Below are 25,283 nucleotides of genomic sequence, written 5' to 3' on the forward strand. Positions count from 1 at the left end.
GTTGCCCGGCGCACCATCGCGCGGGGCAAAAGGCCTGCGCGCGCCGTCCCCGAACGTGCAGAGTCGCCGATGCGCCGTCGCGTCGTCGCGCTTGCGACCACCGCCCGGCTCGGCGACACTCGCGTCCTCCGCCGCATGTGGAACTCTGCACGCCGCCGGCTCACCGGCCGCATTCCGGCCCCGGATTTCTCGCCCGAGTTGGTCGCGCGCCTGGCCGATGAGCGCGCCGACGTCTTGCTCGACCTCGTCTGCGACCTGCGCGAGCCCTGGTGGCGGCGCCGGCCGTGCGCCCTCGCCCTTCGCGGCCGCGTCCCGCCCGCGGGCGTGCCGCGCCTGCTCGCGCGGGTCTGCGACGTCAAGGACGTCGCCGAGGTGCGCCGCGCGATCCTCGAGGCGCTCGCCGACGCCGAGCTCGGCCCGCACGCCGGCGAGCTGCTCGCGTGGTTGCGCGCCGCTCGCGAGCCCGAGGTCGGCCACGACATGCTGCCGGCGATCTTGCACGCCCGCGCGCGCCTGGGCGACGCCTCGGCCGCGGCCCCGCTGGCCGAGCTCGCCGCCGATCCGTGGACGCACCGGCGGACCGCCGGCGAGGCGGCGGTCGACGCCCTGATCGCCGCCGTCGGCCTCGACGCCGTGCTCGCCGCGCTCGAGGCCGCCGACCTGCCCGCCCTCGCCTTCACCGCCGCCACCCCGGCCCGGCGGCTGCTCGGCGTGCGCCTGCTCGATCGGTCAGGTGGCGACATCGTCCCCGCCCTCGCCGACGCCGACGTCATCGTCGCCCGCCAGGCGCACCTGCTGCTCGTCGGCTCCTCGCGTCCCGACGACGCATTGTGGGCAGTCGTCGCCGCCCACGGCCCCGCCGCGGCCGCCTGGACCTCCGACGAGTGCCCGCGCGGCCCGGCCGGCGCGTGCATGTGGGCCCTGTGCGTCCTCCACGCCCGCGGGCGCGACATCGGCGACGCCTGGCGTGCGCTCGGCAGCCCGCGGGTGTCGCTCCCCATCGTGCCCGAGGACGTGCGCCGGGCCATCGTCGCCGAGTACGCGCCCGGCCAGCGGCAGACCGATCCGCGCTGGCTGCTCGAGGCGGCGGTCGGCCAGCCGTTCGTCCCGCCCGACGAATCGGCCCTGCTCGCGCAGGCCCACGCGGCCCTCGCCGCCGCCGGCCTCGAGCCCCGGCCGCCGCGCTCCGCCGGCGAATTGCACAATCAAGGCGACGGCACCTATTATGAAATTGCCTTCGCCGGCGGCGCCGTGTCGGTCAGCGCGCTCGGGCCCTTCGTCGCCTTCGAGGACGACGACCGCCGGGCCCGCACCGCCCTCGTCGCGGCCGGCTTCCGCGTCATCGACCCCGCCCTCGCCGGCTGCGAGGTCACCGGCCTCCACGTGTACTTCTTCGGCCGCCGCGACCCGCTGTGCGTCGGCGACCTGCTGTTCTACTGGCAGGATTGACGGCGCGGGCGATCAACCTGTCCATTCAGACAGACGCACCGCGCAGCAGCCACCGCGATCGATTCACGCCAGCGGCGCCGGGCCGACGTAGCGGGACGCCGGGCGGATGAGCCGCCCCGTCGCGCGCTGCTCGGCCACGTGGGCGCACCAGCCGACCACGCGACCGGCGGCGAACGTCGGCGAGAACGCGGCGCGGTCGAGGCCGACCGCGTCGAGCAGCACCGCGGTGTAGAACTCGACGTTCGCGGCCAGCGGGCGGTCGGGGTACTTCGCGCGCAGGGCCCCCTCGGCCGCGCGCTCGACCGCGCGGGCCAGCGCCAGGCGGCCGTTCGCCACCCCCGCTTGCTCGAGCCGCGCCAGCGCGGCCTCGAGGACCGCCGCTCGCGGATCGCGGACCCGGTAGATCCGGTGGCCCATCCCCATGATTCGCCGGCCTGCCGCCAGCTCGGCCTCGATCCACGGCGCGGCGCGAGCCGGCTCCCCGATCGCGTCGAGCATGTCGAGCACCGGCCCCGGCGCGCCGCCGTGGAGCGGCCCCTTGAGCGCGCCGATCCCCGCCACGATCGCCGAGACCGGGTCGGATCCGGTCGACGCCACCACGCGGGCGGCGAAGGTCGACGCGTTCATCCCGTGGTCGACCACCGTGACGAGGTAGGCCTCCAGGGCGGCCACGCGGGCCGGATCGGGCACCTCGCCGGTGAGCATGCGCAGGTAGTCGGCGGCGTGCGACAGGCTCGGGTCGGGCGCGAGCGGCCTGCCGCCGGCGCGCGCCCGGGCCCACGCGGCGGCGTACACCGCCACCGCGCCGGTCAGCCGCGCCGGCGCGTCGAAGCCGTCGTGCGCCGTCAGCCGGGCCGTCGCCGCCCGCAGCGCGTCCATGCCGTCGGCGTGGCGCGCCAGCTCGCCCTCGGCCAGCTGCGCGAACGCCCGCACCCGGCCCTCGGCCAGCACCGCGCGCGTCGCCTCGGCCGCGTCGCCCTGCGGCAGCGCGCCGGTCCACAGCAGCGCCGCGACCGCCTCGAACGAGGTCGCGCCGGCCAGCCGCTCGATGTCGTGGCCCGCCACCACCAGCCGTCCGCGCTCGCCGTCGACCTCGCTGAGCCGCGTGTCCGCCACCACCACGCCGTCCAGCCCGCTCCTCGTCACCATCGTATCCATGGAGTGCCTCCTGGCGAGCAGCTTGGGCCGGCGGCGGACGTTGATCAACGTTGATTCGACAATCCACCATTCGCGCGAATCCACCGCTTGCGATCGCGACCGACGACCGCGCCGCGTGGGTCCACGTTGATTCGACAATCCATCATCGATTTGACATCCTCGCTCGAGGGCATGGCCGACGACCGCGACGACGCCAGCGCGAGCTACCTGAGCGGAAAGGAGGCCGCGGCGCTGCTCGGGGTCAAGCGCGAGACGCTGTACGCCTACGCCAGCCGCGGCCTCTTGCGCAGCGAGCCGGGGGGAGCCGGCCGGCAGCGCCGCTACAGCCGCGAGGACCTCGAGCGGCTCAAGGCCCGCAGCGACGCGCGCTCGGGCCACGGCCCGGTGGCCGCCGGCGCGCTGCGCTGGGGCGAGCCGGTGCTCGAGTCGGCGCTCACGGCGATCGACGCCGGCGGCCCGCGCTACCGCGGCCGCCCTGCCGTCGAGCTGGCGGGGGCGAGCGCGTTCGAGGCCGTCGCCGAGTTGCTGTGGTCCGGCGCGTTGCCCGAGCAACCCCCGCGGTGGCCGGCCCCGGGCCTCGGGCTGCGCCTCGCCTCGCTCACCGCCCTGTTGCCCGACGGCGCCCCCCGCTCGTCGCCCTCGCGCTCGCCGTGCCGGCGCTCGCCGCCGCCGACCCCGATCGCTTCAACCCGGCGCCCGGCCCCGAGCTCGTCCGCGCCCGCGCGCTGCTCGTGCGCATGGCGGCGCTCGCCGGGGCGGGCATCGCCGTCGATCACGTCCGCCCCGCGCTCGCCAAGGCCGACGTCGCCGGCGCCCTGCTGGTCTCGCTCGGCGCCCCCGCTGGCGCCCGCGCGCGCGGGGTGATGGACCGCGCGCTGGTCCTCTCCGCCGACCACGAGCTCAACGCCTCGGCCTTCGCCGTGCGCGTGGCCGCCTCCGCCGGCGCCGACCTGTACGCCTGCGTCTCGGCCGGCCTGGCCACGCTCTCGGGCCCGCGCCACGGCGGCATGGCCGAGCGCGTCGAGGCGCTCGTCACCGAGGTCGGCAAGCCCGAGCGCGCGCGCGCGGTCGTGCAGGAGCGAGCCCGCCGCGGCGAGGAGGTCCCCGGCTTCGGCCACCCGCTCTACCCCGACGGAGACCCACGCGCCGCCGCCTTGCTGGCCGCCGCCGCCGAGCACGCCCCGCGCAACCCGAAGGTCCGCACGCTGCTGGCGATCGTCGACGCCATGCGCGACGCCGGCCGCGAGCCGCCCAACTTCGACGTCGGCCTCGTCGCTCTCGGCGCCGCGCTCGGCCTGCCCCCGCGCACCACCGTCGCCATCTTCGCCGTCGGCCGCGCCGCCGGCTGGCTGGCCCACGCCTTCGAACAGCGCGCCGCCGGCTTCCTCCTGCGCCCGCGCGCCCGCTACGTCGGCCCGTGAGCGGCAGCTCGCCGCGGCCGGGCTCGACGCAGAGCGCGTTCATCCTCCATTCCCCGGTCGCGACGGAGGATCGGTTCGCGGCCACGAGGCTTGCATCCATGGCGAATGGGTGGAGCGAGTGACCGCCGGACCGTCGGCGATTCACCGGTTGGCGAGCGCGTCCGCGACCACGCGGGCCATCGCGGCGATGTCGAACGGCTTGCTCAAGAAGTGCCGGGTATCGATCAGCCGCTCGACCTCCTGCATGTCGGCGTAGCCGCTGGCGACCACCACCGGCATCCTCGCGCCGCGGGCCCGGGCGGCCAGGATGAACTCGGCGCCGTTCATGCCGGGCATCGCGTAATCGACGAACAGCAGATCCGGCGCGGCCTGGACGACGCACTGGAGGCCCTCCTCGGCGCTGGCGACCGCGCGGACGCCGTAGCCGAGCGACTGCAGGCCCTCGACCACGGCGCGCCGGACCTCCTCGTCGTCCTCGACCACCAGGATGTGGAAGCGTCGCGCCGGCCGGGCCGAACCCGGCGGCGCCTCGGGGTGAGCCTCGTCCTCGTCGGGCTTGCCTTGCAGGGGCAGCAAGATCTCCACCGTCGTCCCGACCCCGGGCGTGCTGAAGACCCGCGCCGTGCCGCCGGACTGCTTGGCGAAACCATAGACCTGCGAAAGTCCCAGGCCGGTGCCCTTGCCGACCGGCTTGGTGGTGAAGAACGGCTCGAAGATCTTGCCGAGCAGGTCCGCCGGGATGCCGACGCCGTCGTCGCGCACCGAGATCACCACGTACTCGCCGCCCGGCAGCTCGGTGCCCTCGCCGCTGCCCGCCGCCGCATGCACGTGAAGGCGGCCGCCCCCGGGCATCGCGTCCCTCGCGTTCATGCTCAGGTTGAGCACGGCCATTTCGAGCTGATTGGCGTCGACGAACGCGTGCAGCTCCTCGGGGCCGGTCGTCAACTCGAGCGTGATGCTGGCGCCGAGCGCGACGGCCAGCAGGTCGCGCATCTCGTGCAAGACGGCGCGGATGTCGTTGATCCGCGGCATCATGGACCGCCGGCGTGCGAACGCCAGCAACTGCCCGGTCAGGCGCGCGCCGCGGCTCACCGCGTCCTTGGCCCGCTGGGTGGTGGCGTGGATGTTCTCGTCCTCGGTCAGCAGATCGACGAGGTCGAGGTTCATGTTCACCACGTGCAGCAAGTTGTTGAAGTCGTGGGCGATGCCGCCGGTGAGCTGCCCGAGCGCCTCCATCTTCTGCGACTGGGCCAGCGCGAGCTGGGCCCGCTCGCGCTCGGCGATCTCGGCCGTCAAGCGGTCGTTGGCGCTGGCGAGCGCCGCGGTGCGCTGGGCGATCCGCGTCTCGAGCAGCGCGTTGGCCTGGTCGACCTCCGCCCTGGCCGCGGCCAGCTCGCTCCAGTGGGAGCGCATCGCGTACTGCCGCTGGCGCGCGCGCACGGCCGACTTGGTCGCGCTCGCCAGCGTCTCGGCGCTGAGCGGCCGCTCGAGCAGGACGAGGTTGCCGAGCTCGCGCAGGGCCGCCGAGACGTCGACCGAGCGCCGCCGGGGGTGGCGCATCGCCAGGACGATGAACGGAAAGTCGGACCACGCCGGCTGCCGCGCCAGCCAGTCGCGCAGGCTCGCCCGCGACTCCCCGGCCAGGATTTCCTCGGTGAAGATGGCGCACGCGGCCCCCTCGTCGAGCCGGGTCAGCAGCGCACCCAGGTCCGCGCAGGTCACGGCCTCGAGCTGCACCGACCGTAGCACCCCCGCCACGACCTCGGCGTCGCGCCCGCGCGGCGTGTAGATCAGGACCCGCTGCTCCACGCTCATGCCTCGGACGCGGGGGCGTCGTCGCCGTCCGACAGCAACGGGCGCACCCCGTCGTAGTGCGGGATGCCGCTCAGCACGCCGTGAAAGTCGAGCAGCACGTCGCCCACCTCGACGCCGCGCTCGGTCAGGCGAAACTCGCGGATCGTCGACTCGTGCGCGTTGGTGCGGCTCTTCGTGACCGACAGCGCCTTCAGCAAGCGCCCGCGCGCCTCGAAGTAGCGGAACAGCAGCAGCGAATCGCTGAGGTAGCTCAGGTCGACGTCCGAGCGGCCCTCGCCCAGCAGGCCGTGCTGGCCCAAGATCAGGATCGTGATGACCCCTTGCTGACTGAGGTAGGCGAGCAGCTCGTGCATCTGCAACACCAGGAACCGGCTGCCCGGCATCGCGTGCAGGTAGGCGTTGAGGCTGTCGATGACCACCACCTTCACGCCCGCCTCCACGGCCCTGCGCGCCCGGTGGGCGAACTCTCCCGCCGACATCTCCGCCGGGTCGAGCTGCCGCAGCTCGAGCGTCCCGGCCTCGGCGTACTCCCGGACGTCGATGCCCAGCGCCGCCGCCCGCTGCAGCATGATCGAGAGGCTCTCGTCGAAGAGATAGAAGGCGCACCGCTCGCCGCGGCGGAGCGCCGCCTCGACGCAGGAGAGGGCGGTCGTGGTCTTGCCGGCGCCGGACGGCCCGCTGAACAGGACGCTCGTGCCGCGTACGAGGCCGCCGCCGAGGATGCTGTCGAGCGCCGCGTTGCCGGTCGAGACGAGGGCGTGCTCGACCGGGACGCGGTGCTCCGCCGCCACGAGCCGCGGATAGACCTCGATGCCGCCGGTGCGGATCTCGAAGTCGTGGTCGCCGCTGCGATACTTGAGGCCGCGCATCTTGCTCACCCGCAGGTGCCGCCGCGCGGGCCCGTACTGATGGGCCTGCTGCTCGAGGCACAGGACCCCGTGAGCGATGCTGTGCAGCTGCAGGTCCTGGTGCGCCGTCGTGCGATCGTCCAGCATCATGACCGTGCACTCGCGGCGGGCGAAGTAGTGCTTGAGCGCGAGGATCTGCCGGCGATAGCGGAGCGGATCCTGGGCCAGCATCCGCATCTCGGAGAGGCTGTCGAACACGACCCGCGCCGGCCTCTCGCGCTCGAGCGCCCTTATCACGGCGTCGACGGTCTCCCCGAGCTCGACCTCGGAGGGGTGGAGGATCGATTGCTCGGCGGCGGCGCTCAGATCGGTGGGGGACAGCAGCTCGAACACCCGGATGCCGTCCAGCGACCACCCGTGCGACGCGGCCACGACCGCGAGCTCGTCGCGCGTCTCGGACAGGGTGATATAAAGCCCGGCCTCGCCCCGGTCCCGGCCGGCGAGCAGGAACTGCAGGCCGAAGGTGGTCTTTCCCGTGCCGGGCGACCCCTCGAAGAGGTACAGGTGGCCGATCGGGAGGCCCCCGCCGAGGATGTCGTCGAGGCCGGAGATTCCGGTCGGCGCGCGCGGTTGCGAGAAGGGCATGGGGACAGCTCGGGTCATGAGGAGGAATGGGTCTTGTCCGCTGTATGGACGCCATCGGCGCAGCGAGCAAGAGTCTGACCGCGATCCACCCGGGAGGATGTGAACGGACGTCCTGCGGATCCCCGGGTCGACGACGATGGATGAGAAATTGCATGCCCGAGCGCCGGTCGCGGACATCGCGCTCTCCCGACCTCCCCATGAGATTCGGGCGAGCGCGGGCCCGCGAAATTCAGGCCCCGGGTCGCGCTCGTTCATCGGACGATGCGCGGGCGACGAACGCGGCCGAGGCCCTGCGTCCGGCGAGCGACGCGCCTGAGCCAAAGGACAGGTCGGGCTCGACGCCGCGGCGTCCTCGGTTCGGGTCAGCCACGGCAGCCGTCACGCCTGCGACGCGACGCAGCGCCGGCCGTCCGTCGCGCAGGCAGACGCGTCAGCGGCGGGCCCGCCGTTCACAAGGGCCGGCGCAGCGGCGCCGGGTCGCGCGCCGCCTCCGTCCGCGTCCTCGCTCCCGTCCAGCGCTCCAGCACCTGCAGCGCGAGCGCGCGGTCGGCCGGTGACAGATCGACGATCTCCGCCCCGTGGTTGCCCGCAGGCGCCACCAGCACGTACGCGTCCTCGGCCGCGCCGAGCTCGACCCGCGCGGCCGACCACGGGTCGTTCTCCCCGTAGATGAACATCATCGCCTCGCCGTCGGTGGCCAGCCAATCGGCGACGTCGAGCATCGGCGACGGGTCGAACGCCGGCGCGTGCTCGGCCCCGCCGGCGACGTAGATCGCGGGCGCGTCGACCCCGGGGTGGAGCAGCAGGTCCTCGACCCCCGATTCGTCCATCGCCGGGTACCCGAGCTCCGTCGCCGCTTGCCAGAAGTACGGCTCATCATGCAGCAGCTCGTCGTCCGACCAGCCCGAGGGCGGATTGACGTTGTCGAGGAATGCCCACACCTGCACGTCCGTCGCGCTCGCCGTCGGCACCACGTCGCACACGCCCGCGCCGAGGTACTGCCAGAAGACGAACGGCAGCTCGACCACCGCGCGTTCGAGCGCCAGATCGAGCCCGAGGAGCTCGTACCCCAGCCCGTCGTCGGCCGCCTGTTCCATCATCTCGGCGAGCATCGCCGGCCGGCGCAGCAGCATCTCGCGCTGCGCGTCCTGCAGCGCCTGCCGACAGCCCGGCTCGCCGACCTGGGCCACGAACTCGACGTAGCGCGGGTCGGCCGTCCCGTGGGACAGAGGCGCCACGTACGCGACGGTCCCGGCGACGTCGTCCGGATAGAAGCGGCGATGGTACAGCGCCGCCATCCCGCCCTTGCTGACCCCCGTCGACACCCAGCGCCCGCCGTAGATCGGCTGCAGCGCGGCCGCGATCCGGTGGTGGTCGGCCGCCGCCTGCTCGATCGTCAACGTCTCCCAGTCGGCCGGGTCGGGGCGCGAGGGCGTGAAGAAGCGGTGCTCGATCGTGAGCTGATTGCCCGCGACGAACTGCGCGACCTCCCCCGGCGAAGCCGCCTGGACGCTGATGTCGTAGCCCGCCGTCACCATCACCATCGGCGCGCTCGCGTCGCGGTGCAGCAGCGTCATCCGCTGCCCGAACCGGGCCCCGCCCGCGGCCGCGTGATCGGCCGGCTGGTGATAGAGCAGCCGGAAGAAGCGGTAGCCCTCGATCGACGCCGGCGCCTCCTCGACCTCGAGCCCGTCGATCGCCTGCAACCGCTCGAGGATGTCGGCCTCCGCGCCGGTCGTCGGCGACGCCTCGCTCGTCTCGACCGTCGCCGCCGTCGCCGACGCCTCGCTCGTCTCGACCGTCGTCGTCGTCGCATCGCCGGCACCGGAGGTCGTCGTCGACGTGCCGGTCGTCGACGCGTCCTCCGTCGTGCTCTCCGCCTCGACCTCGCCGCACGCCCCCATCACCAGCGCGACGAAGACCACCCCGGAGACGCGAACCGCGGACATCGACGCCAGTCTACCGTCCGCGTGGCCCGCCGTCAGCCGTCGATGCCCCGCCGCCGGGGAGACCTCCCGGACCGAGGCTCGCCGCTCCCTCGAGCCGAGCCTCGTGCGGTTGCCCGTGGTCTCCGGAGCGACTCCATCCGCCCCGGAGGAGCGCCGACGAGCCTCCGAGCGAGGGCGAACGCGCAGGCCGCCTGTCCGCCGCATGGCGGAGGTGTGGCCTTGAGCGCATGGCGTCGAATCATCAGACCAGCGAGTGATTCCACCGGCGAAATTCCACCCAGCGGCAGAGTCGTCACCGCAGTCGCTCGAGCGGCGGGACGGTCGTTCGGCGTGGCGTATGCGACGCATGAATCATCACAGCATTTACGCGAGGCGCGGTCGACTTCTCCTCGACGCATCGATGTATATATAAAGATGGCCCCGTGCGCGTCGCGGCCCCCATCAGGCGCATCCCGACCGAGCATTCCCTGCGCGGCCCGCGACCGATGGCCCGGTCAGGACCGGGTATACCGGACAGTCCGCCGGGTCACGTCCGCGCCGGTGTCACGCCCGCGAGGGATCCGACTCGCCCCGCGCCGACGCCGATCGGGGCCCGCAATGGAGGGACCCCCGCGCGCGCGGGAGCAGGCGCCACGTTCACCCTCGGCAGGGAGGCCCGGCCTCGCGCAGCAGCCCCGGGCGCCTCCGCCAGGCCTCGGACCTGTCGCAGGGCTCCTCGCCGCCGCCCCGGCGGCGATCGAGACCTCCCCTCGCTTGCGGCCGTTGCCACGGCATGGGAGGATGAAGCGACCCGTGCAGGACGAACACGAGCTTTTGGCCGCGTGGCAGTCTGGCGACGAGGTCGCCGGCGAGGCGTTGTTCGAGCGTTACTACGAGGGGCTCGCCTTCTTCTTCGCTTCGAAAGCCGGAGAGGACGCGCGCGACCTGATCCAGCGCACCTTTTTGCTGTTGCTCGAGAACCAGGGCCGCGTGCGCGACAGCGGCAATCTGCACTGCTACCTGTACGGGATCGCGCGCAACGTGCTATATCAATACTACCGCGGCAAGCGGCGCAACCGCGACCGCTTCGTGCCCGAGGAGGAGTCGTTCGAGGATCTCGTGCCGAGCGCGTCGGCGCTGATCGGCCAGGCCGAGGAGGCCCAGCTGCTGCTGCAGGCGCTGCGACGGATCCCGCTCGAGTCGCAGGTGATCCTCGAGCTGTACTTCTGGGAGCAGATGACGGCCAAGGAGATCGGCGACGTGCTCGAGGTGCCCGAGGGCACCGCCCGCACGCGGATCCGCCGGGCCAAGCAGCTGCTCGAAAAGCAGCTCGAGCTGCTGGCGAACTCGCCGCACCTGCTCGAGAGCACCCTGTCCGACCTCGATGGCTGGGCCAAAAAACTGCGCGCCGCCTGGACGCCGCCCCAGTAGGCGGGGCCGGGTTCGACGCGCCGGGCTCACTCCGGCGGGAGGCACTGACCCTGGTACCACCCGTACACCCCGACCGCGCCGAATGCGTTGAGATGGATCGTGTCGCAGTCCGGCAGGTCGCTCCAGCCGGGGATCACGGTCATCGGCGGCGAGTACTCGGGGCGGCGGTGGACCCCGTCCGGGTACTCGATCTCGCCGTTGCCGCTGCAGGGGAAGTCGACGTAGGGCTTCTTGCAGGTCGCGCCCTTGCGGCCGCTCTGGACGGCGACGTCGCCGTTGTACACGCTCTCCAGCAGGTAGACCCCGAAGCCGATGATCGGCGGCGTCTGGTCGAGCTCGTCGAACAGCGGCGGGTCGTTCTTCAGATCCTTGAGCCGGACGGGCGTACCGTGCTCGGTCAGCGCGCTGTACTCGCTCGTGGTGCCCTGCTTGCGGAACAGGGCCCGCATGGCGTGGGTGAAGCCGTTGTAGTCGGCGACGCCGTAGTTGCGCGCGCCGCCGGTGTTGGGCAGCACCTTGCCGCGGGTGTAGCCCTTGGCCTCGGCGTAGCCGTCGCAGGCGAGGGTGAACCGGGCCGAGGTCGACGGGATCAGCTCGGCGAGGCCGTCATCGAAGTTGGTGACCACCCAGGTGGCCTGGACGTCGGGCAGCATCACCACCCTGCGCGTGCCGTCCTCACCGCCGGCGGGGCAGATGTCGTACTGGAACTTCGGCGACGTCTGGCCGGTCAGCGGGTCGAGGTTGGCCTTGATGCGGTACTTGTAGACGGGGAGCGCGCCGCTGCTGTCGATCATCTCGTCCTGGATCTCCATCTTCGCGGTCGTCACCTGGCCGCCCTGCGCGATCGACAGGTCGATGACGGTCCCTACGCAGCTCTGCCACCCGAGGGCGGCGGTCGTTGGGCTGACCTCGCACCTGGCCCCGTCGGTGACGCGCAGCTGGGCGTACGGCAGGCCGTTCTTGGTCAGCCCGGTCCACTGGACCGAGGTGGTGCCGTCTGGCGAGGTGACGGCGGTCGTGTCCTCGCTCAGGTTCGAGATGTTGAACGTGCCGACGTGCGGCGACTGCGTGCAACCGGTGCCGCCGCAGCGGAACGCCACCGCCTCGTCGGGGTCGAGCCGGGCGTCGTCGGTCTCGTCGTCCAGGTCGCAGCCGGTGAAAGCAAACAGGGTACCAAGCGAAAGAATAATCAGGGTCGAAGTGCGCATCGTGTCGTCTCCAATTTCGGTCGAAGGCCGTACCTCCGCACTGCTAACTGTTACCGTGGGAGGGAAAGCGATTGCGGTGGACGACAAAAAATTTGTCGCCCGCGCGCGGCGGGTGTCCCGGTCGTTCTCGCCCTCGAGCAGCGCCTCGCGCGCTCGGTCCAAACGTGGTCGGGTCGGGCCGATGGACAGCGCGAGGGGCCCTGGCTACGTTCTCGGCGGCACTTGTCGGCGCGCGCGAGGGCACGGGTAGAGCCGACCCGCAGCCCTCCCGGGGTCGATCGGGCCGCAGTGGCCGTCCCCCCGCAACCGCACGCGCGGGAGTACACGCGGCCGGCGGGGCTGACCCTCGGAGCGCTCCGGAGCGGCTGCATGCGCGGGATGGAGGAGGTATGACGGGCGGTCGTTCCAGCTCCGAGGCGCACCACGCCGCCACTCCGCGCGCGAGCGCGGGCGGACGCGAGGCCGGACCGACCACGGAGTCGGAGCGCCCGCCGGCCGACGTCACCGCCGACGATGCGGCGCCAGCGGAGCCGAGGCAGGCCGTGCCGGCGCGGCCCCGGCTCGTCGACCCGTTCGGCAAGCAATTGCTCAAGCGCAGCCTGCTGCCGAGCCGGGCCGGCCCCGTGCAGATCGGGCGGTTCACCGTGGTCCGCAAGATCGGCCAGGGCGGCATGGGCACGGTGTACGCGTGCTACGACGAACAGCTCGACCGCAAGGTCGCCGTCAAGGTGCTGCACACCGACGCGCGCCACGACCGTGCGACGGCGGCGCCCCGGCTGCTGCGCGAGGCCCAGGCGATGGCCCGCATGTCGCACCCCAACATCGTCACCGTGCTCGAGGTCGGCGCGTCCGAGGGGTCGGTGTACGTGGCGATGGAATTCATCAAGGGCGAGAGCCTGGAGCGCTGGCTCGAGCGGCCACGGACGTGGCGCGAGACCGTGGCGACGTACGTGCAAGCGGGCCTCGGCCTGGCGGCGGCTCACCGGGCGGGCATCGTCCACCGCGACTTCAAGCCGCAGAACGTGATGATCGGCGACGACGGCGCGATCAAGGTCCTCGACTTCGGCCTCGCGCGCGCGACCGACGAGGCGGCGGCAGAGCCGTCGCCCGCCGAGCCGCCGCGGATCGGCGCCGTCGACCTGTTGCAGCCGCTGACGCGCACCGGCGTGCGCCTGGGGACGCCGGCGTACATGTCCCCCGAGCAATACCGCGGCGAGACGGCGACGACCGCGAGCGATCAGTTCAGCTTCTGCGTGGCGCTGTACCGCGGCCTGTACGGCGCGTTCCCGTTCCCGATGACGTCGCTCGCGGACCTGCAGGCGGCGGTGCTGCGCGGCACGGTCGCGCCGCCGCCCGCCGCCGCCGCCGTGCCGCAGCGGCTGCTCCGCGTGCTGCTGCGCGGCCTGAAGGACGACCCGACCCAGCGGTTCGGCTCGATGGAGGAGCTGGTCGCGGCGCTCGAGCACGAGCCGCTGAAGAAGTACCGGCTCGCGGCGGCGGTGACGGTGACGGCGGCGGTCGCAGGATCGGCCGGGCTCGCGCTCGCGGGCGGCGCGGCGATCGAGCAGTGCCCCGACGCGCGCGCCGAGCTGGCGTCGATCTGGGGCCCCGAGGCCGCCGCGGAGCTGCGCGCCGCCGCGACGGCGAGGTCGCCGGCGCAAGCGGAGGAGGCGCTGCCGCGGATCGTCCCGAAGCTCGACGCGTACGCGAACGAGTGGGTCGACATGCGCAACGAGGCCTGCCGCGCGCACGCCGAGGGTCGCCACTCCGCGCAGCTGTTCGACCTGCGGACCGCCTGCCTCGACCAGCGGCGCGCCAGCCTGGCGGCGACGGTCGAGGTGGTCCAGGGGGCAGGTCAGGTCGGTCTCGACGCGATGTTCAAGGCGGTCGCGGCGCTGCCGTCGCTCGCCACCTGCGCCGACAGCGAGGCGCTGACGGCGGCGATCCCTCCGCCCGGAGATCCCGAGCTGCGCGCGCAGGTGCAGCAGCACCGGGAGACGCTCGCGCGGGTCGAGGTGCTCGAGCAGACCGGCCAGCTCCGCCTCGGCCTGCAGCTCGTCGACGAGGTGCTGGCGGACCCGCAAGCGGCCGCCTACGCGCCGCTGATCGCCGAGGCGAACTATCTCAAGGGCAGCCTGCAGCAGTCGGACGGCGCGCCGCTCAAGGCGCTCGAGGCCTACGAGCGCGCCCTGTGGTCGGCGCTCGAGCTCGGCCACGCGCCGGTGGCGGCGCGCGCCAGCCAGCGCCGCGGGGTCGTGCTCGCCTATCATTTGTTGCAGCCGCTGCGCGCGCGCGAGAGCCTCGAGCTGATGGCGGCGCTCAACCGGCGCGTCCGCCACGACGTCGCGCTGTACGCCGAGTACCTCGACAACGCCGCCAACGTGCGATTCCGGCTGGACGACTCGGAGGAGGCGGCGCGGCTGTGGCAGGAGGCGATCGCGCTGCGCGAGGAGCACGGCCTGCTCGAGACGGCCCCCGGGATCGGCGGGCTCTACAACTTCGCCATGATCCTCGAGCTGCAAGGGCGCTGCGCGGAGGCGCTGCCCCTGTTCCACCGCGTGCTCGCGCTGTCGGAGAAGACCCTCGGCGCGTCCGAGCCGCACCGCCCGCTGTACGAGATGGCGGTCGCCCTGTGCCTGGTCGATCTCGGCCGCCCGCACGCCGCGCGCGAGCGCATGCAGCAGCTCGAGCGCTCGCTCGAACGCTTCGAGACCGACCGGGCGCGCAAGTACGGCTTCCTCGGTCGCGCCTACGCCGAGCTCGCCGCGGGCGACGGCGCCACGGCCCGGCAGTACGTCACTCGCGCGCTCGAGGCGGTGCCGGAGGAGGTGCTGCCCGAGTTCTGGTCGTACCTGATGATGGCGGCGGCGCTCGAGAACGACGCGCCGGCGGTCGAGCAGGCGCGCGCGCAGACGATCGCGGCGCTCGCAGGGAACGACCCGCGGCAGGGGGCGACGCAGATCGTGTACCGGAACGTGGGCAAGGCGCTGGCGTCGCTGGGACGGCACGAGGAGGCGATCGAGGTGTTCGTCGCGGCCCGCGAGGCGCTCGCCGACGCGACGAGCCTCATCGATCGCCTGCGACGACACTCGATCTCGCTCGAGCTCGGGAAGTCGCGCACGGCGCTGGGCGACTTCCACGCGGCCGAGCAGGACCTCGAGGCGGCGCTCGCCGGCTTCCAGGCCGACCTCTCGCCGCGCAACCGCGAGCTCGCCGACGCGATGCTGGCGCTCGGCGAGCTCGCGCTGGCGCGACAGCGCCTGGGCGAGGCCACGACGTGGCTCGGCAAGGCGGAGGCGATCTACGCCGCGACGGCGGAGCAGGACTACCCGCCGCGGGTCCGCACGCGCGCGGCGCAGGCCCGGGCAGCCGCGGGCTCCCGCGAGTGATGCCCCGGCCGATGACCTGTCCCCGAGGACAGCATCCCCCTCGGCCCACGGCGCAGCTCGGCCTTCGCCGAGCACGCGCGAGTGCAGCCCCGGCCGATGACCTGTCCCTGAGGACAGCCTCCTCCTCGGCCCCACGGCGCAGCTCGGCCTTCGCGGAGCACGCGTCGCCGACGCTCGACCGCCCGGCCCCCGGCCGCTACGCTTGGTGGATGTCCTTCGCGGCCTGGCGCGCCCGACTCCCGCGGCACACGGGCATGTCCGCGCTCGCCCGGATCGCCACGCTGCGCCCGCGCGACGCCGACTTCCACGTCCTCGAGGTCGACCCCGGGAGCCAGTGGGGCGCGCTGCTGCGGCTCGTCCCGCCGACGCAGTGCTTGCTCGCGGCGGCCGCTGCGGGCCCGAACCTCGAGCGCGAGCTCGCCGCTCGCCTCGGCGGCGACGCGACGGCGCGGGCCCTGTGCCAGCTCCTGGCAGGACCGTTTCTCCCCGCGCACCCGCTCTGCCCGCTCGACGAGGCGTGGCGCGCACGGCTCCGTCCGCTGGCGCTCGGCCGCCCCGGGGATCCGGTCGACCACGGCCTCTTTCCCTCGCGCGCGAGCAAGCTGGCCAGGCTGCTCCTGGCCGCCGCCGGGGACTACCCCGCCGACGCGGTGCTCCTGGCCGCCCGCGACGCCTACGCCCGCGAGCGGCCGTACCACGGCCACGACGCGCTCGCGTGCGCTCTGGTGTGCGCCGGCGCCCCCGCCCGCGCGCTGCTGCGCGAGCGCCTGCGAGACACCCGCGCGCACCGGGGCTGGCGCTCGCGCAAGCAGACGCACGCGCTGGGGCGGTGGGCGCGACGATTCGGGTATATGTCCGAAGAGACAGATTGACGCTCCCCCGCCCGGTGCCGATCGTGCGTATCGCTGGCGCGCGGAAGATCGTCTACCTGTCCGAAGAGCCAGCTTGACGACCCTCCGCCGGCCAGCGACGGACGCTCGCGCCGACCGACGGCGGCGGTTCGTCCAATGTCCGAAGCGACATCTTGACGCTCCCCTCGCCGTCGGCGAGGTCGCACTCGTCGCTCGCCCTCACCGCCCATGGACGCGTGCGGCGAACCCTCCGGTCACGGCCCCGCGCTCGCTCGTGATCGCCAGGTTGCCGCAGATCCAATCCGGCCCGAGCCGAGTGATCGTGACCTCCTGGGTGTCGGCGCTGCGGACAGACGACGCCCCGAGCAGGATCGGCCCGCTTCCTCCCACGAGCGTGAGCTCGACAGTGGGCTGGAGCAGGCCCGGCACCGCCACCACCCCCCGAGCTGACCGTAGCCGTTGGAGCCGACGCACTGCGGACCCGACGCCGGCTCGCGGACTGTCGAGAGCTCCGAGATCCGACGCCGGCTCGCGGACTGTCGAGAGCTCCGAGGCCGACGGTTGGCTCGACGTCACGCCGTCGACCCGGAGCTCGAGGCCGGCACTCCGTGCATTCTCGGTGGCCGGCCCGCCTCCGGCGTCGGCGGGACCCGTCGTCTTCCCACTCGCCGACATCGACGTCGGCCCGGTGGGGGTCCTCACGATCGCGCGCCGAGGCTCGACTTGCGCGCGCGAGGAGCCGTATTTTAAACAAGGCCGCGCATGCACAGGCGCTCGCTCGCCGCGGTCGCGGGGCTCGGTGTACTCGTCACGCTGCGATGCGGAGGCGAGCCTTCACTGCCACCCCAGCCGGCGTCGCCGGCGGTCGCGCCCTCGCCCGGCCCCGCCGACGAGCCCCGCGATCCTGCCCGCTGTGCCCGGTGGACCGGGGCCGCAACGCGCGAGACGTCCACGTCGGACGGCGGCGAAGCTGCCCCGCCGCTCACCGCCGTCGTCGACCTCGACGCCGGCCAGGGGCCCGCGATCCGGCAGGATCTGCAAGCCCTCGTCGACGCCGGCTTCCCTGACTTTGCCGATTGCGGCCTCCGGGCTGCGGACCTGCGATCGCTTCGCGTCGTCGTCAGCCCGTCCGCCGGGGTGCAGGGCCGGATCGTGGGGCTGCCTTCGCTGGCGAAGCTGCGCGTCTGTCCATTGCTCCCCGACCTCCTCGCCACGGCCGACGCCCGTGGCTGGGTCCTCGAGGACGAACGGCCGGGCGTGCTGCGAGTCCGGGGCCGGCGCACGGCGCGATTGCCCGACGAAGCGTTCGAGTTCGCCGCGCCCGCCGGGCGATGGTTGCACCTGCGCGCCACGGCGGGCCCCGCGGCCCGGCGCGTGACCGTGACCGTGGAGGACAGCGACGAGCACGGAATGCTGCTGCGCATCGACGCACCCGCGGAGGTGATCGCCGCCGCCGGCGCGTGGTGCGAGCGCGCGCTGCGGCGGCAGGAGTCGCTCGCGATCCGCCACATCCGCGATTGTCGCCTGCCCGAGCCCACGACGCTGCACATTCTGCCCGCCGCGCAGGAATCATCGGACTTCGCGGCCCTGCAGACCGCCATGCGGACCGACCTCTTCGAGACCTTCGAGGTCCACGGGCCCAGCATGCTGCCCACCCTGCGCGACGGCGACGTCATGTTCGTCGACAAATTGCGGCGGGGCGAGGTGCCGGCGCGGGGCGACATCGTGCTGTTCGCCGGCGGCGACAACGGCGAGAGGTTGGTCAAGCGGGTGCTCGCGCTCCCCGGGGAGACGCTGGAGCTGTCCGCCGCGGGCATCCGCATCGACGGCCGCGCCCTGCCCTCGTCCCCGGCTCGAGACAGCGAATCCGCCGCGGCCTGCGCGGTGCGATTGCTCGCCCAGCAGCTCGACGCCGCCCGCTTCGACTTCATCGCCGACGCCGATACGAGCACCACGACCGTCCGCGTCCCCGAGGGCCACGTGTTCGTGTTGGGCGACAACCGCCCCGTCTCGCGCGACAGCCGCACGTTCGGCCCGGTCGACGTGCGCAAGATCGACGGCGTCGCCCGCTTCATCGCCTGGAGCGCGCAGGGCGAGCGCCTCGACTGGGAGCGGACCAGCGCATCGCTCGACCCCGCGACCGCTCCCCCGTGACGGCGAACGCCCTCACGGCGCCGGCGGTGACAGCGGGCGGATCGAGTCGAGGAAGCGCGCCCCGTCGCGGCGAGTCTCCGCGTCGTTCGGGCCGATGGCCATGAGGTGGATCATGCGCCCGCCGAGGACCACGCAGCGATCTTCCTGCCACCCGCCGCTGGGCAGCGACGCCGACGGCGGCGCGATCCCCGTGACCGCGATGGCCTCCTGGCCGGCGATCGTGAGCTCGCGGTGAGGCTCGGGGACGAACTTCGACTCGAGAGACGCAGCCTCGCAGTCGATCCGCAGCAGCGACTCGACGGGCACGCCGGGCGCCGGGAGCAGCACGTACGAGGTGACCTGCAGCATTCCGCGCGACTTGCGATCGAGCACGACGCGCTCGACCTCGGTCACGACCGGCAGCGTGAGCTGCTGCTCCACGGTGACGGTGGGTGCGCCCGGGAACTCGACGGCGACGCCGGCCGTGCGCGACTCGAAGGGCTGCCAGGTCGGGGCTGGATCCTGGCAGGCGAGCGACGCGAGCAGGGGCACGAGCGCGAGCGAAGTTCCTGGGCGAGCGGCCATCGACCCGGATGATACGCCGTCGTCGCGCGCCGTGCCGGTCCGCCGACGCCTGCGGGCGCGCCCGCAGCTGCCCTCGGACGCGACGAAGCCTCGCCGGCGAATGGCCACACCCGGCCACTCCCCGGATCGCTCGCCGCGGCTTTCGCCGCTACTCCGGGCATGCGGTCAGCGTGCGCAGGAACTTCTCGTGGTCGTGCCCGGTGATGATCCAGGTGCCCGAGCCCGGCATGAGGCGCGAGCCCCAGCCCCCGCGCGCGCGGTACAGTTCGACCTCGGCCCACGTGCCGATCGAGCGGTCGATCGCGCAGCAGGCGGCGAGCGGGTCGTGGAACTTCTTGCCCGCCGGGCTCTTGTCGAGGTACTTCGCCATGCCCTGCCAGATCAGGCGCAGCGACAGGCTGCGGTGCGTGAGCGCGCCGACGCGCGCGTGCACCTCCTGGTCGTAGGAGACGCCGTGACAGACGTTCTTCGCCACGAAGAAGCGCGCGCCGATGCCCGGATGTACCAGCGCGGCCTCGGCCGAGCGCGGGTCGCCGTTGAGGTTGTAGGTCGGGCAGGTCGTCATGCCGCGGAACTTGTCGAGCTGGCGCTCGGGCGGCACCACGCCCTCGCCGGCGAAGCCGCCCTGAACCACCAGCGTGCCGACGCGGAAGCCCGGCAGCTGCATCGCCGCGCCGAGGTTCTTGAGCGGGGCGCCCGTCACGAGCGTCGTCGACTCGTCGCAGTGGGCCATGAGCACCTCGCCGCCGGGGGCCGCGTCGCGCGACGGCGGGATGTCGCCGAACGCGGCGTAGTGCCACGACGACACGCACAGCCCGCGCCGGCCGTGGCGGCCCTCGCCGGGCTCGCCGCCGTCGCGCGCCGACTTCGGCAGATGATCGAGGTCGTGCGCGCCGACCGGGATCGACCTGCCGAACCACTCGAGCGCGCGCCGGACCAGCCCGACCTGATCGGGCGTGCCCGGCGTGACGGTGACCGCCTTGAGGTTGACCTGCGGGTGCCCGAGCAGCAGGAGCAGCGTCAGAAAGTCGTCCGGGTCGCCGGTCTCCATGTCCCAGACCACGTCGAGCATGCGCGCCGGAGTGTACACGGCCGGCGAGAGGCCGCGCCGCGACGGCGAGACCTGCGGCCCTCACCGCGCGACGAATTCCACCTGCCCCACCGTGCCCACCCGCAGCGCCGCGAGCGGTCCGTCCGCCGGCGCCAGCCGGGCCTCCGCGAACACGAGGCGCGTCCCCGCGTCGATCTCGGGCGCGATCGCGGTCACCTCGCCCGTCACCGTCAGCCCCTCGGCGACGAACGCCACCCGCACCGGCGCCCCCAGCCGCAGCGCCTCGCTGCGCTCCTCGGGGACGGCGAACCGCACGAGCCGCGCGTCCGAGATCAGCTGCACCACCGGTCGGCCGAGCTCGAGCGTCGCGCCCGCGTCGACGTAGCGGCGCGCGATCGCCCCCGCGAACGGGGCCCGCAGCTCGGCCTCGACGATCTTCGCCGCGGCGTCCTCCACCGTGCTGCGCTGCTGCCGGAGCGAGGCGCTGGCGCTGCGCTTGCGGGCCGCGGCCAGCCGCTCGGCGTACCGGTGCTCGCGCAGCTCGGCCCCCGAGACCACGCCTTCGAGCTGCTCGGTGTCGGCGCGCGTCTCCTTGGCCCGCTGCAGCTCGAGCTCGAGCCGCTCGAGCTCGGCCTTGCTCGCCTCCCAGGCCGCGGTCGCGGCCGCGAGCTCGTGGCGCTCCTCGCGGACATCCAGCGCGGCGACCACCTCGCCCTCGCGGACGTGGTCGCCGACCTGCACGTCCAGCCGCTCGAGCCGCGCGAACTCCGGGGCCGTCAGCACGACCTCGGCCTCGGGCACGAGCACGCCGACCATCGGCTCCGCGGCGACCATCGTCGCAGCCACCGGCACCTCGTCCGGGCGCAGCTCGCCGCGATGACGTGGACCCTCGTCGGCGGCCTCGCCGCGATCACACCCGCTCATGAATGCGAGCGCGAGCCCCCAGGCTCCGGCCCACGCCAGCCACCGTCTCCTCGCTCCTGCCGCGCGCGTCATGACTCTTGCCTCGTGTACAGCCGCCGGTACACGTCGCCGTGGGCCAGCAGCTGGCGATGGGTCCCCGACTCGACGATGCGTCCGCCGTCCATCACCAGGATCAGATCGGCGTCGACGACCGTGGACAGCCGGTGCGCGATCACGATGCGCGTGCACTGCAGCGCGGCCAGCGAGCGCTGGATCGCGGCCTCGGTCACCGTGTCGAGGTTGCTGGTCGCCTCGTCGAGCAGCAGCATCGCCGGCTTGCCGACCAGCGCGCGCGCCAGCACCAGCCGCTGCCGCTGCCCGCCGGACAGCGAGGCCCCGCGGTCGGCGAGGATCGTGTCGTAGCCCATCGGCAGGGCGACGATGTCGTCGTGGATCGCCGCCCGCTTGGCCGCGTCGATCACCTCTTCCAGGCTGATCTCGGGGCGACCGAGGGCGATGTTCTCCCGCACCGACACCCCGAACAGGTCGCCGCGCTGCGTCACCACGCCGAGCTGCTCGCGGACGCTGCGCAGATCGAGGCCGGCGATGTCGATGCCGTCGTAGAGCACCCGGCCGCCCTGCGGCGCGTACAGGCCGACCAGCAGCTTGGCCAGGGTCGACTTGCCCGCCCCCGACCCGCCGACCACGGCCACGAACTGGCCCGGCTCGACGCGGACCGACACCTCGCGGACCGCCGGGGGCAGCGCCTCCGAGTAGCGGAAGGTGACCGCCTCGGCCTGGATCCGCCCCGACAGCCGCGGCGCCCGCTTGACCCGCTTCGCGTCCTGCTCGGGCTCGGTCTGCATCACGTCCTCGATGCGCTCGAGGTAGCTGCGCAGCACCTGGAACTTGAGGGCGACGCCGACCAGCGTGCCCATCGGCCGCAGAAAGCCCGCGCCCAGGGCCGACAGCCCGAGCATCGCGCCGAGGCCGAGGTCGCCGTCGAGCACCAGCTTGGTGCCGACGCCCAGGATCACCAGCGGCGCGGCCATGCTGAACGCGTCGAGCAGCGACGAGATCATCGCGTCGAGGCGACCGCGCCGCAGCGACACGTTGAGCGAGTCGACGAACAGGTTCGACCAGCGATCGACCGCGCGGTACTCGGCCCCCATGCTCTTGAGGGTCTCGATGCCGGTCAGCATCTCCACCTCGTAGCTCGACGTCCGCGCCTGCACCGCCAGGCCCTCGCTCATCAGCTCGCGCTGGATCCGCCGCGTCGCCCAGTACAACGAGAGCTGCAGCGCGGCGAGCAGCAGCACCACCGCGCCCATCAGCGGGCTGACCCAGAAGATCAGCACCAGGTACACGCTGACCAGCGTGCCGTCGAGCAGGGCGGACATGGCGCCCGAGGTGAGGATCTCGCGGACCGTGGCGTTGCTGCCCAATCGCATGAGGAGGTCGCCGGCGGACCGCTTCTGGAAGAACGAGTACGGCAGGTCGATCAGGTGGTCGAGGAAGCCGATCGTCATGTTGGCGTCGAGCAGCGTGCGGAGCTGCACCAGCAGGTTGGCGCGCACCAGCGAGCTGACGAAGGTGAACGCCACCATCATGACGAGGCCGGCGACCAGCACGAGCAAGAGGTCGGTGTCGCGGCGCGGGATGATGCGGTCGACCAGCAGCGTGGTCATCAGCGGCAGCGCGAGCGCGAGCAGCTGCACGAGCACCGACATCAGCAGCGAGCGGCTCCACAGCGCGGGGTAGGCCAGCATCTGGCCGAAGTAGCGGCGCAGCAGCGGCTGGCGGCGCCCGCTGGCCTCGAACGCCTCGCCGGGCTCGAGCAGCAGCGCCACGCCGGTGAACGCCTCCTCGAACTCGGCCCGCGGCACCCGCCGTCGGCCGTGCGCGGGGTCGAGGATCACCGGGCCGTGCCGATCGAACTTGTCGAACACCACGAAGTGGTTGAACTCCCAGTGCAGGATCGTCCCGGCCGGCAGCAGGTGGAGCTCGTCGAGGTCGTCGACGCGGACGCCGCGGCCGCGGAGCCCGTAGCTGCGAGCCGCCCGCAGGATGCCGAGCGCGCTGACGCCGTTGTGGTCGACCCCCATCGCGTCGCGCAGCTCGTCGAGCGGGTGGGTGCGGCCGTAGAAGCGCAGCACCATGCTCAGGCAGGCCGCGCCGCAGTCGGTCGCGGTCATCTGCTGCACGTGCTCGAGCTGGCGCGGGAACCCGACGGCGCCGAGGCGCCGCAGCGCAGGGAAGCGCCCGAAGAGCGCACGATGTTGCTCGGTCTGGCTCATGACGTTCTACAGGGCCTTCAGGGCCGGAAGGAGGACCTCCAACAGCGACTCGGAGCGGAGCCGGGCCTCGAGCACGCCCTGCATGCCGTCGTAGACCCGGTACTCGGTGTCGTCGGCGACGAAGGTGTCCGAGGGGAGCTCGGTCTCCACCACCACCACGGGACCCGCGAGCTCGAGCGCGCCCTGGCGGTCGCGCCCGAGGAAGCGCATCGCCTCGGCCGGGCCGACCACCTCGTCGGCCACCGAGCGCACGGAGACCTCGTGGCGGCTGTCAGGGAAGCCCTCGAGCTCGAGGAACACGCGGCTGTCGGCCGCGCTCAGCAGCGGCCGGTAGTGCCCGGGGAACAGGCCGACGACCACGGTGCGCGCGCTGTCCTGCTCGACGGCGACGACCGCGTCGCCCGGCGCGACCGGCTGACCCGGCCGCACCCGCACGTCGGACACCACGCCCGCCTGCGAGGCGACGATCTGCCGCTCGCGCACGCGCGCCTGGGCCAGCTGCAGCTGCGCCTTCAGGGTCGCCAGGCGCTCGCGCTTGGGGTCGTCGGCGGGGGCCCGCAGCAGCTCCACGAGCCGCTGGTGGTACTCCTGCTCCACGCGCGCGAGCTCGGCCCGCGGGGCCGCGTCGTCGAGCTGCACCAGCACCTGCCCGGCCGCCACCCGCTGGCCCGTGCGCACCTCGATGCGCTGCACCGTGCCGGCGACCGCCGAGGTGACCGCCGCGCGGCCCTCTCGCCGCACCACCGCGAGGCCCTGCGCGTACTCGCCGATGCGCGCGGTCACGGCGAACACGACGCCCGCCGCCAGGAGCAGCAGCGTGACGCCGATGGCCCAGCGCGTCCACGTGGCGACGATGTCGAGCGGCCGGCCGGGACCGGCGCCGCGGCGGTGCGCCTGCACGGCCTCCTCCCGGAAGATCGCCCGCCGGGTCGCCGGGCTCGCGCGCTCGCTGTTCGGCTCGCTCATCGGCCCCTCGCTTTCGCGGCCGTCGCCGCGTCGTGGTGCGCCGGCGTCTCGCGGCGCAGGACGACGAGCCCGTCGAGGACCTCGTGCCACGCGGCGCGGTGGAACTCGTGCCCGAGCGGGCGGGCGTCGACGGAGCCCAGCGCGCGCAGCTCCTCGCCGTCGAGGTAGCGGAGCGGCTGTTCGGGCGCCAGGACCCGGCCCTCGAGCGACCCGGGCGGCGCCACCGAGAACTCGCGACCCGGGCGACCGCGCGGCTGGGTCGCGCCGGACCGGGCGGAGAAGCCGATCGCCGCCGCGCGCGCGCCGTACTGCTCGTGAATGTAGTGTCCGAGCGGCGAGAACCCGCGCAGCGCCGCGACGCCGTCGAGGTCCTTGGCGGCGTGGACCGTCGCGCACCACACGATCGCCTTGCGCTGCGCGCCGAGCCGCTGCCGGTGCCACTCGAAGTTGGCGAACATCGATCGATCGCGCGCGTTGGAGCTGGTCTGGCGATCCTCGACGAAGTCTCGCGCGACCCAGCGCGAGAGGTTTTGGGTCATGACGAGCGCCTCGGACGTCGCCGGCGCCGACTTGGCGACCGCGGCCTCGATCTCCGCCAGACACGACTGCAGCCCCGCCTGGCTGGCTTGCGAATGCGGGTGGGCCTCGTCGTACGTCCACTGGACGTGCCGCGCGATCCGGGCCTCGCAGTCCTCCTTGCGCCCCGGCGGCAGGTGGGCCGCGAGCGCGGCGGGCAGCTCCCGCTGGGCGTAGAAGGCCGTGGAGTGGATCTGGTCGTCGAGACCGAGCACCTCCAGCCGGCCCGCGGCCGCGGCCTCGTGGACGTAGGCGATCCAGGCCTGCGTCTCGCGGGCCTCGGACCAGACCGCGCCGATGGCGTTCGCCACGTCCTGCGCCGTCGCCGTGCCCGCAGCGTGGGCGCGGTCCAGCGCGAGGAAGTCGTACACCCCGCTCTCGATGAACAGGGCGTCGAAGCCGCACGCGTCGACCAGCGCGCGCACGAGTTCGGCCTTGATCTCCCAGGTCCGGCCGTCCCCGTGCTCGCCCTCGCCGAGCAGGACGACTTGCTTGTCACAGAGGTCGGCGACCAGCCGATCGAGCTCGCCCGCGTCCCCGCGCCGGCTCGCCGGGGCCTGGCTGTCGCCGGGCCCGGGCGCGCAGGCGGCGAGGGCCAACAAGGCTATCGTTCGCAGCATCATCGTCGT

At 73.5% G+C, this 25,283-nt stretch carries 18 protein-coding genes and 1 pseudogene; 7 read left to right on the forward strand and 12 right to left on the reverse strand.

Annotated elements, in window-relative coordinates; all coding sequences use genetic code 11:
* Positions 1-69 precede the first annotated feature (69 nt).
* A complete protein-coding gene (locus NAEX_RS07975; RefSeq protein ID WP_096326916.1) occupies positions 70-1,449 on the forward strand; it encodes a hypothetical protein in 1,380 nt (459 codons plus the stop codon).
* Between the two features lie 63 nt (positions 1,450-1,512).
* On the opposite strand, the gene NAEX_RS07980 is transcribed toward NAEX_RS07975, so the two are convergent.
* Positions 1,513-2,607, reverse strand: coding sequence for a citrate synthase (locus tag NAEX_RS07980; RefSeq protein ID WP_096326917.1), 1,095 nt, complete (start codon positions 2,605-2,607; stop codon positions 1,513-1,515).
* Positions 2,608-2,778: 171 nt separating this feature from the next.
* On the opposite strand from NAEX_RS07980, the pseudogene NAEX_RS53700 reads away from it, so the two are divergent.
* Both NAEX_RS53700 and NAEX_RS53705 read left to right on the forward strand, forming a co-directional pair.
* Positions 2,779-3,099 (forward strand): annotated as a pseudogene (locus tag NAEX_RS53700) (helix-turn-helix domain-containing protein); the annotation flags it as partial.
* A gap of 158 nt (positions 3,100-3,257) precedes the next feature.
* Positions 3,258-4,028, forward strand: coding sequence for a citrate/2-methylcitrate synthase (locus tag NAEX_RS53705; RefSeq protein WP_275937633.1), 771 nt, complete (start codon positions 3,258-3,260; stop codon positions 4,026-4,028).
* Positions 4,029-4,169: 141 nt separating this feature from the next.
* Here NAEX_RS53705 and NAEX_RS07990 read toward each other — a convergent pair whose 3' ends face one another.
* The 3 genes from NAEX_RS07990 to NAEX_RS08000 all read right to left on the reverse strand — a co-directional run bounded on the left by NAEX_RS07990 (position 4,170) and on the right by NAEX_RS08000 (position 9,285).
* A complete protein-coding gene (locus NAEX_RS07990; protein ID WP_211302372.1) occupies positions 4,170-5,843 on the reverse strand; it encodes an ATP-binding protein in 1,674 nt (557 codons plus the stop codon).
* Complete coding sequence (locus NAEX_RS07995; RefSeq protein ID WP_211302373.1) at positions 5,840-7,336, reverse strand: ATPase domain-containing protein; 1,497 nt, start codon at positions 7,334-7,336, stop codon at positions 5,840-5,842. The genes NAEX_RS07990 and NAEX_RS07995 overlap by 4 nt, the downstream gene beginning before the upstream one ends.
* 449 nt (positions 7,337-7,785) lie before the next feature.
* Positions 7,786-9,285: a S28 family serine protease gene (locus NAEX_RS08000; RefSeq protein ID WP_143140877.1), complete on the reverse strand. Its 1,500-nt coding sequence runs from the start codon at positions 9,283-9,285 to the stop codon at positions 7,786-7,788.
* Positions 9,286-10,077: 792 nt separating this feature from the next.
* Here NAEX_RS08000 and NAEX_RS08005 point away from each other — a divergent pair.
* On the forward strand, positions 10,078-10,695 hold the full coding sequence (locus NAEX_RS08005; RefSeq protein ID WP_245913644.1) for an RNA polymerase sigma factor: 618 nt from the start codon (positions 10,078-10,080) through the stop codon (positions 10,693-10,695).
* A 26-nt stretch (positions 10,696-10,721) separates the two neighbouring features.
* Here NAEX_RS08005 and NAEX_RS08010 read toward each other — a convergent pair whose 3' ends face one another.
* Positions 10,722-11,903: a hypothetical protein gene (locus tag NAEX_RS08010; RefSeq protein WP_096326922.1), complete on the reverse strand. Its 1,182-nt coding sequence runs from the start codon at positions 11,901-11,903 to the stop codon at positions 10,722-10,724.
* 542 nt (positions 11,904-12,445) lie between these two features.
* Between NAEX_RS08010 and NAEX_RS08015 the strand changes: the two genes are divergently transcribed.
* Both NAEX_RS08015 and NAEX_RS08020 read left to right on the forward strand, forming a co-directional pair.
* Positions 12,446-15,292: a serine/threonine-protein kinase gene (locus tag NAEX_RS08015; RefSeq protein WP_170135547.1), complete on the forward strand. Its 2,847-nt coding sequence runs from the start codon at positions 12,446-12,448 to the stop codon at positions 15,290-15,292.
* A gap of 209 nt (positions 15,293-15,501) precedes the next feature.
* Entirely contained in the window at positions 15,502-16,164 is a 663-nt protein-coding gene (locus NAEX_RS08020) for a hypothetical protein (RefSeq protein ID WP_100793205.1), read from the forward strand.
* Between the two features lie 198 nt (positions 16,165-16,362).
* Here the strand turns inward: NAEX_RS08020 and NAEX_RS49815 are convergent, their stop codons facing one another.
* Entirely contained in the window at positions 16,363-16,533 is a 171-nt protein-coding gene (locus NAEX_RS49815; RefSeq protein WP_170135548.1) for a hypothetical protein, read from the reverse strand.
* A gap of 762 nt (positions 16,534-17,295) precedes the next feature.
* Between NAEX_RS49815 and lepB the strand changes: the two genes are divergently transcribed.
* The gene (gene lepB / locus NAEX_RS08030) at positions 17,296-18,297 is read left to right on the forward strand and encodes a signal peptidase I (protein ID WP_170135549.1); all 1,002 of its coding nucleotides are present in this window, start codon (positions 17,296-17,298) and stop codon (positions 18,295-18,297) included.
* Positions 18,298-18,309: 12 nt separating this feature from the next.
* Here the strand turns inward: lepB and NAEX_RS08035 are convergent, their stop codons facing one another.
* The 6 genes from NAEX_RS08035 to NAEX_RS08060 form a co-directional block, all read right to left on the reverse strand.
* Positions 18,310-18,861 carry a hypothetical protein gene (locus NAEX_RS08035; protein WP_143140878.1) on the reverse strand — a complete coding sequence of 184 codons (552 nt, stop codon included), beginning with the start codon at positions 18,859-18,861 and terminating at the stop codon, positions 18,310-18,312.
* A 148-nt stretch (positions 18,862-19,009) separates the two neighbouring features.
* The gene (locus tag NAEX_RS08040; RefSeq protein WP_096326928.1) at positions 19,010-19,933 is read right to left on the reverse strand and encodes a nucleoside hydrolase; all 924 of its coding nucleotides are present in this window, start codon (positions 19,931-19,933) and stop codon (positions 19,010-19,012) included.
* Positions 19,934-19,993: 60 nt separating this feature from the next.
* Complete coding sequence (locus NAEX_RS08045) at positions 19,994-20,836, reverse strand: efflux RND transporter periplasmic adaptor subunit (protein WP_170135550.1); 843 nt, start codon at positions 20,834-20,836, stop codon at positions 19,994-19,996.
* Between the two features lie 68 nt (positions 20,837-20,904).
* Positions 20,905-23,112, reverse strand: coding sequence for a peptidase domain-containing ABC transporter (locus NAEX_RS08050; protein WP_096326930.1), 2,208 nt, complete (start codon positions 23,110-23,112; stop codon positions 20,905-20,907).
* Between the two features lie 6 nt (positions 23,113-23,118).
* Positions 23,119-24,078 carry an efflux RND transporter periplasmic adaptor subunit gene (locus NAEX_RS08055; protein WP_096326931.1) on the reverse strand — a complete coding sequence of 320 codons (960 nt, stop codon included), beginning with the start codon at positions 24,076-24,078 and terminating at the stop codon, positions 23,119-23,121.
* Positions 24,075-25,256 carry an erythromycin esterase family protein gene (locus NAEX_RS08060; protein ID WP_170135551.1) on the reverse strand — a complete coding sequence of 394 codons (1,182 nt, stop codon included), beginning with the start codon at positions 25,254-25,256 and terminating at the stop codon, positions 24,075-24,077. The genes NAEX_RS08055 and NAEX_RS08060 overlap by 4 nt, the downstream gene beginning before the upstream one ends.
* Positions 25,257-25,283 lie beyond the last annotated feature (27 nt).

The organism is Nannocystis exedens (assembly GCF_002343915.1).
Lineage (GTDB): Bacteria > Myxococcota_A > Polyangia > Nannocystales > Nannocystaceae > Nannocystis > Nannocystis exedens.

Bases quoted from the DNA above. Each gene is read 5' to 3' on its own strand.
- NAEX_RS08045 (WP_170135550.1), bottom strand. From the start codon at position 20,836: ATGAGCGGGTGTGATCGCGGCGAGGCCGCCGACGAGGGTCCACGTCAT.
- NAEX_RS07975 (WP_096326916.1), top strand. From the start codon at position 70: ATGCGCCGTCGCGTCGTCGCGCTTGCGACCACCGCCCGGCTCGGCGAC.
- NAEX_RS08010 (WP_096326922.1), bottom strand. From the start codon at position 11,903: ATGCGCACTTCGACCCTGATTATTCTTTCGCTTGGTACCCTGTTTGCT.
- NAEX_RS08000 (WP_143140877.1), bottom strand. From the start codon at position 9,285: ATGTCCGCGGTTCGCGTCTCCGGGGTGGTCTTCGTCGCGCTGGTGATG.
- NAEX_RS08055 (WP_096326931.1), bottom strand. From the start codon at position 24,078: ATGAGCGAGCCGAACAGCGAGCGCGCGAGCCCGGCGACCCGGCGGGCG.
- NAEX_RS07980 (WP_096326917.1), bottom strand. From the start codon at position 2,607: ATGGATACGATGGTGACGAGGAGCGGGCTGGACGGCGTGGTGGTGGCG.
- NAEX_RS08035 (WP_143140878.1), bottom strand. From the start codon at position 18,861: ATGGCCGCTCGCCCAGGAACTTCGCTCGCGCTCGTGCCCCTGCTCGCG.
- NAEX_RS08040 (WP_096326928.1), bottom strand. From the start codon at position 19,933: ATGCTCGACGTGGTCTGGGACATGGAGACCGGCGACCCGGACGACTTT.
- NAEX_RS07995 (WP_211302373.1), bottom strand. From the start codon at position 7,336: ATGCCCTTCTCGCAACCGCGCGCGCCGACCGGAATCTCCGGCCTCGAC.
- NAEX_RS07990 (WP_211302372.1), bottom strand. From the start codon at position 5,843: ATGAGCGTGGAGCAGCGGGTCCTGATCTACACGCCGCGCGGGCGCGAC.
- NAEX_RS08050 (WP_096326930.1), bottom strand. From the start codon at position 23,112: ATGAGCCAGACCGAGCAACATCGTGCGCTCTTCGGGCGCTTCCCTGCG.
- NAEX_RS08020 (WP_100793205.1), top strand. From the start codon at position 15,502: ATGTCCTTCGCGGCCTGGCGCGCCCGACTCCCGCGGCACACGGGCATG.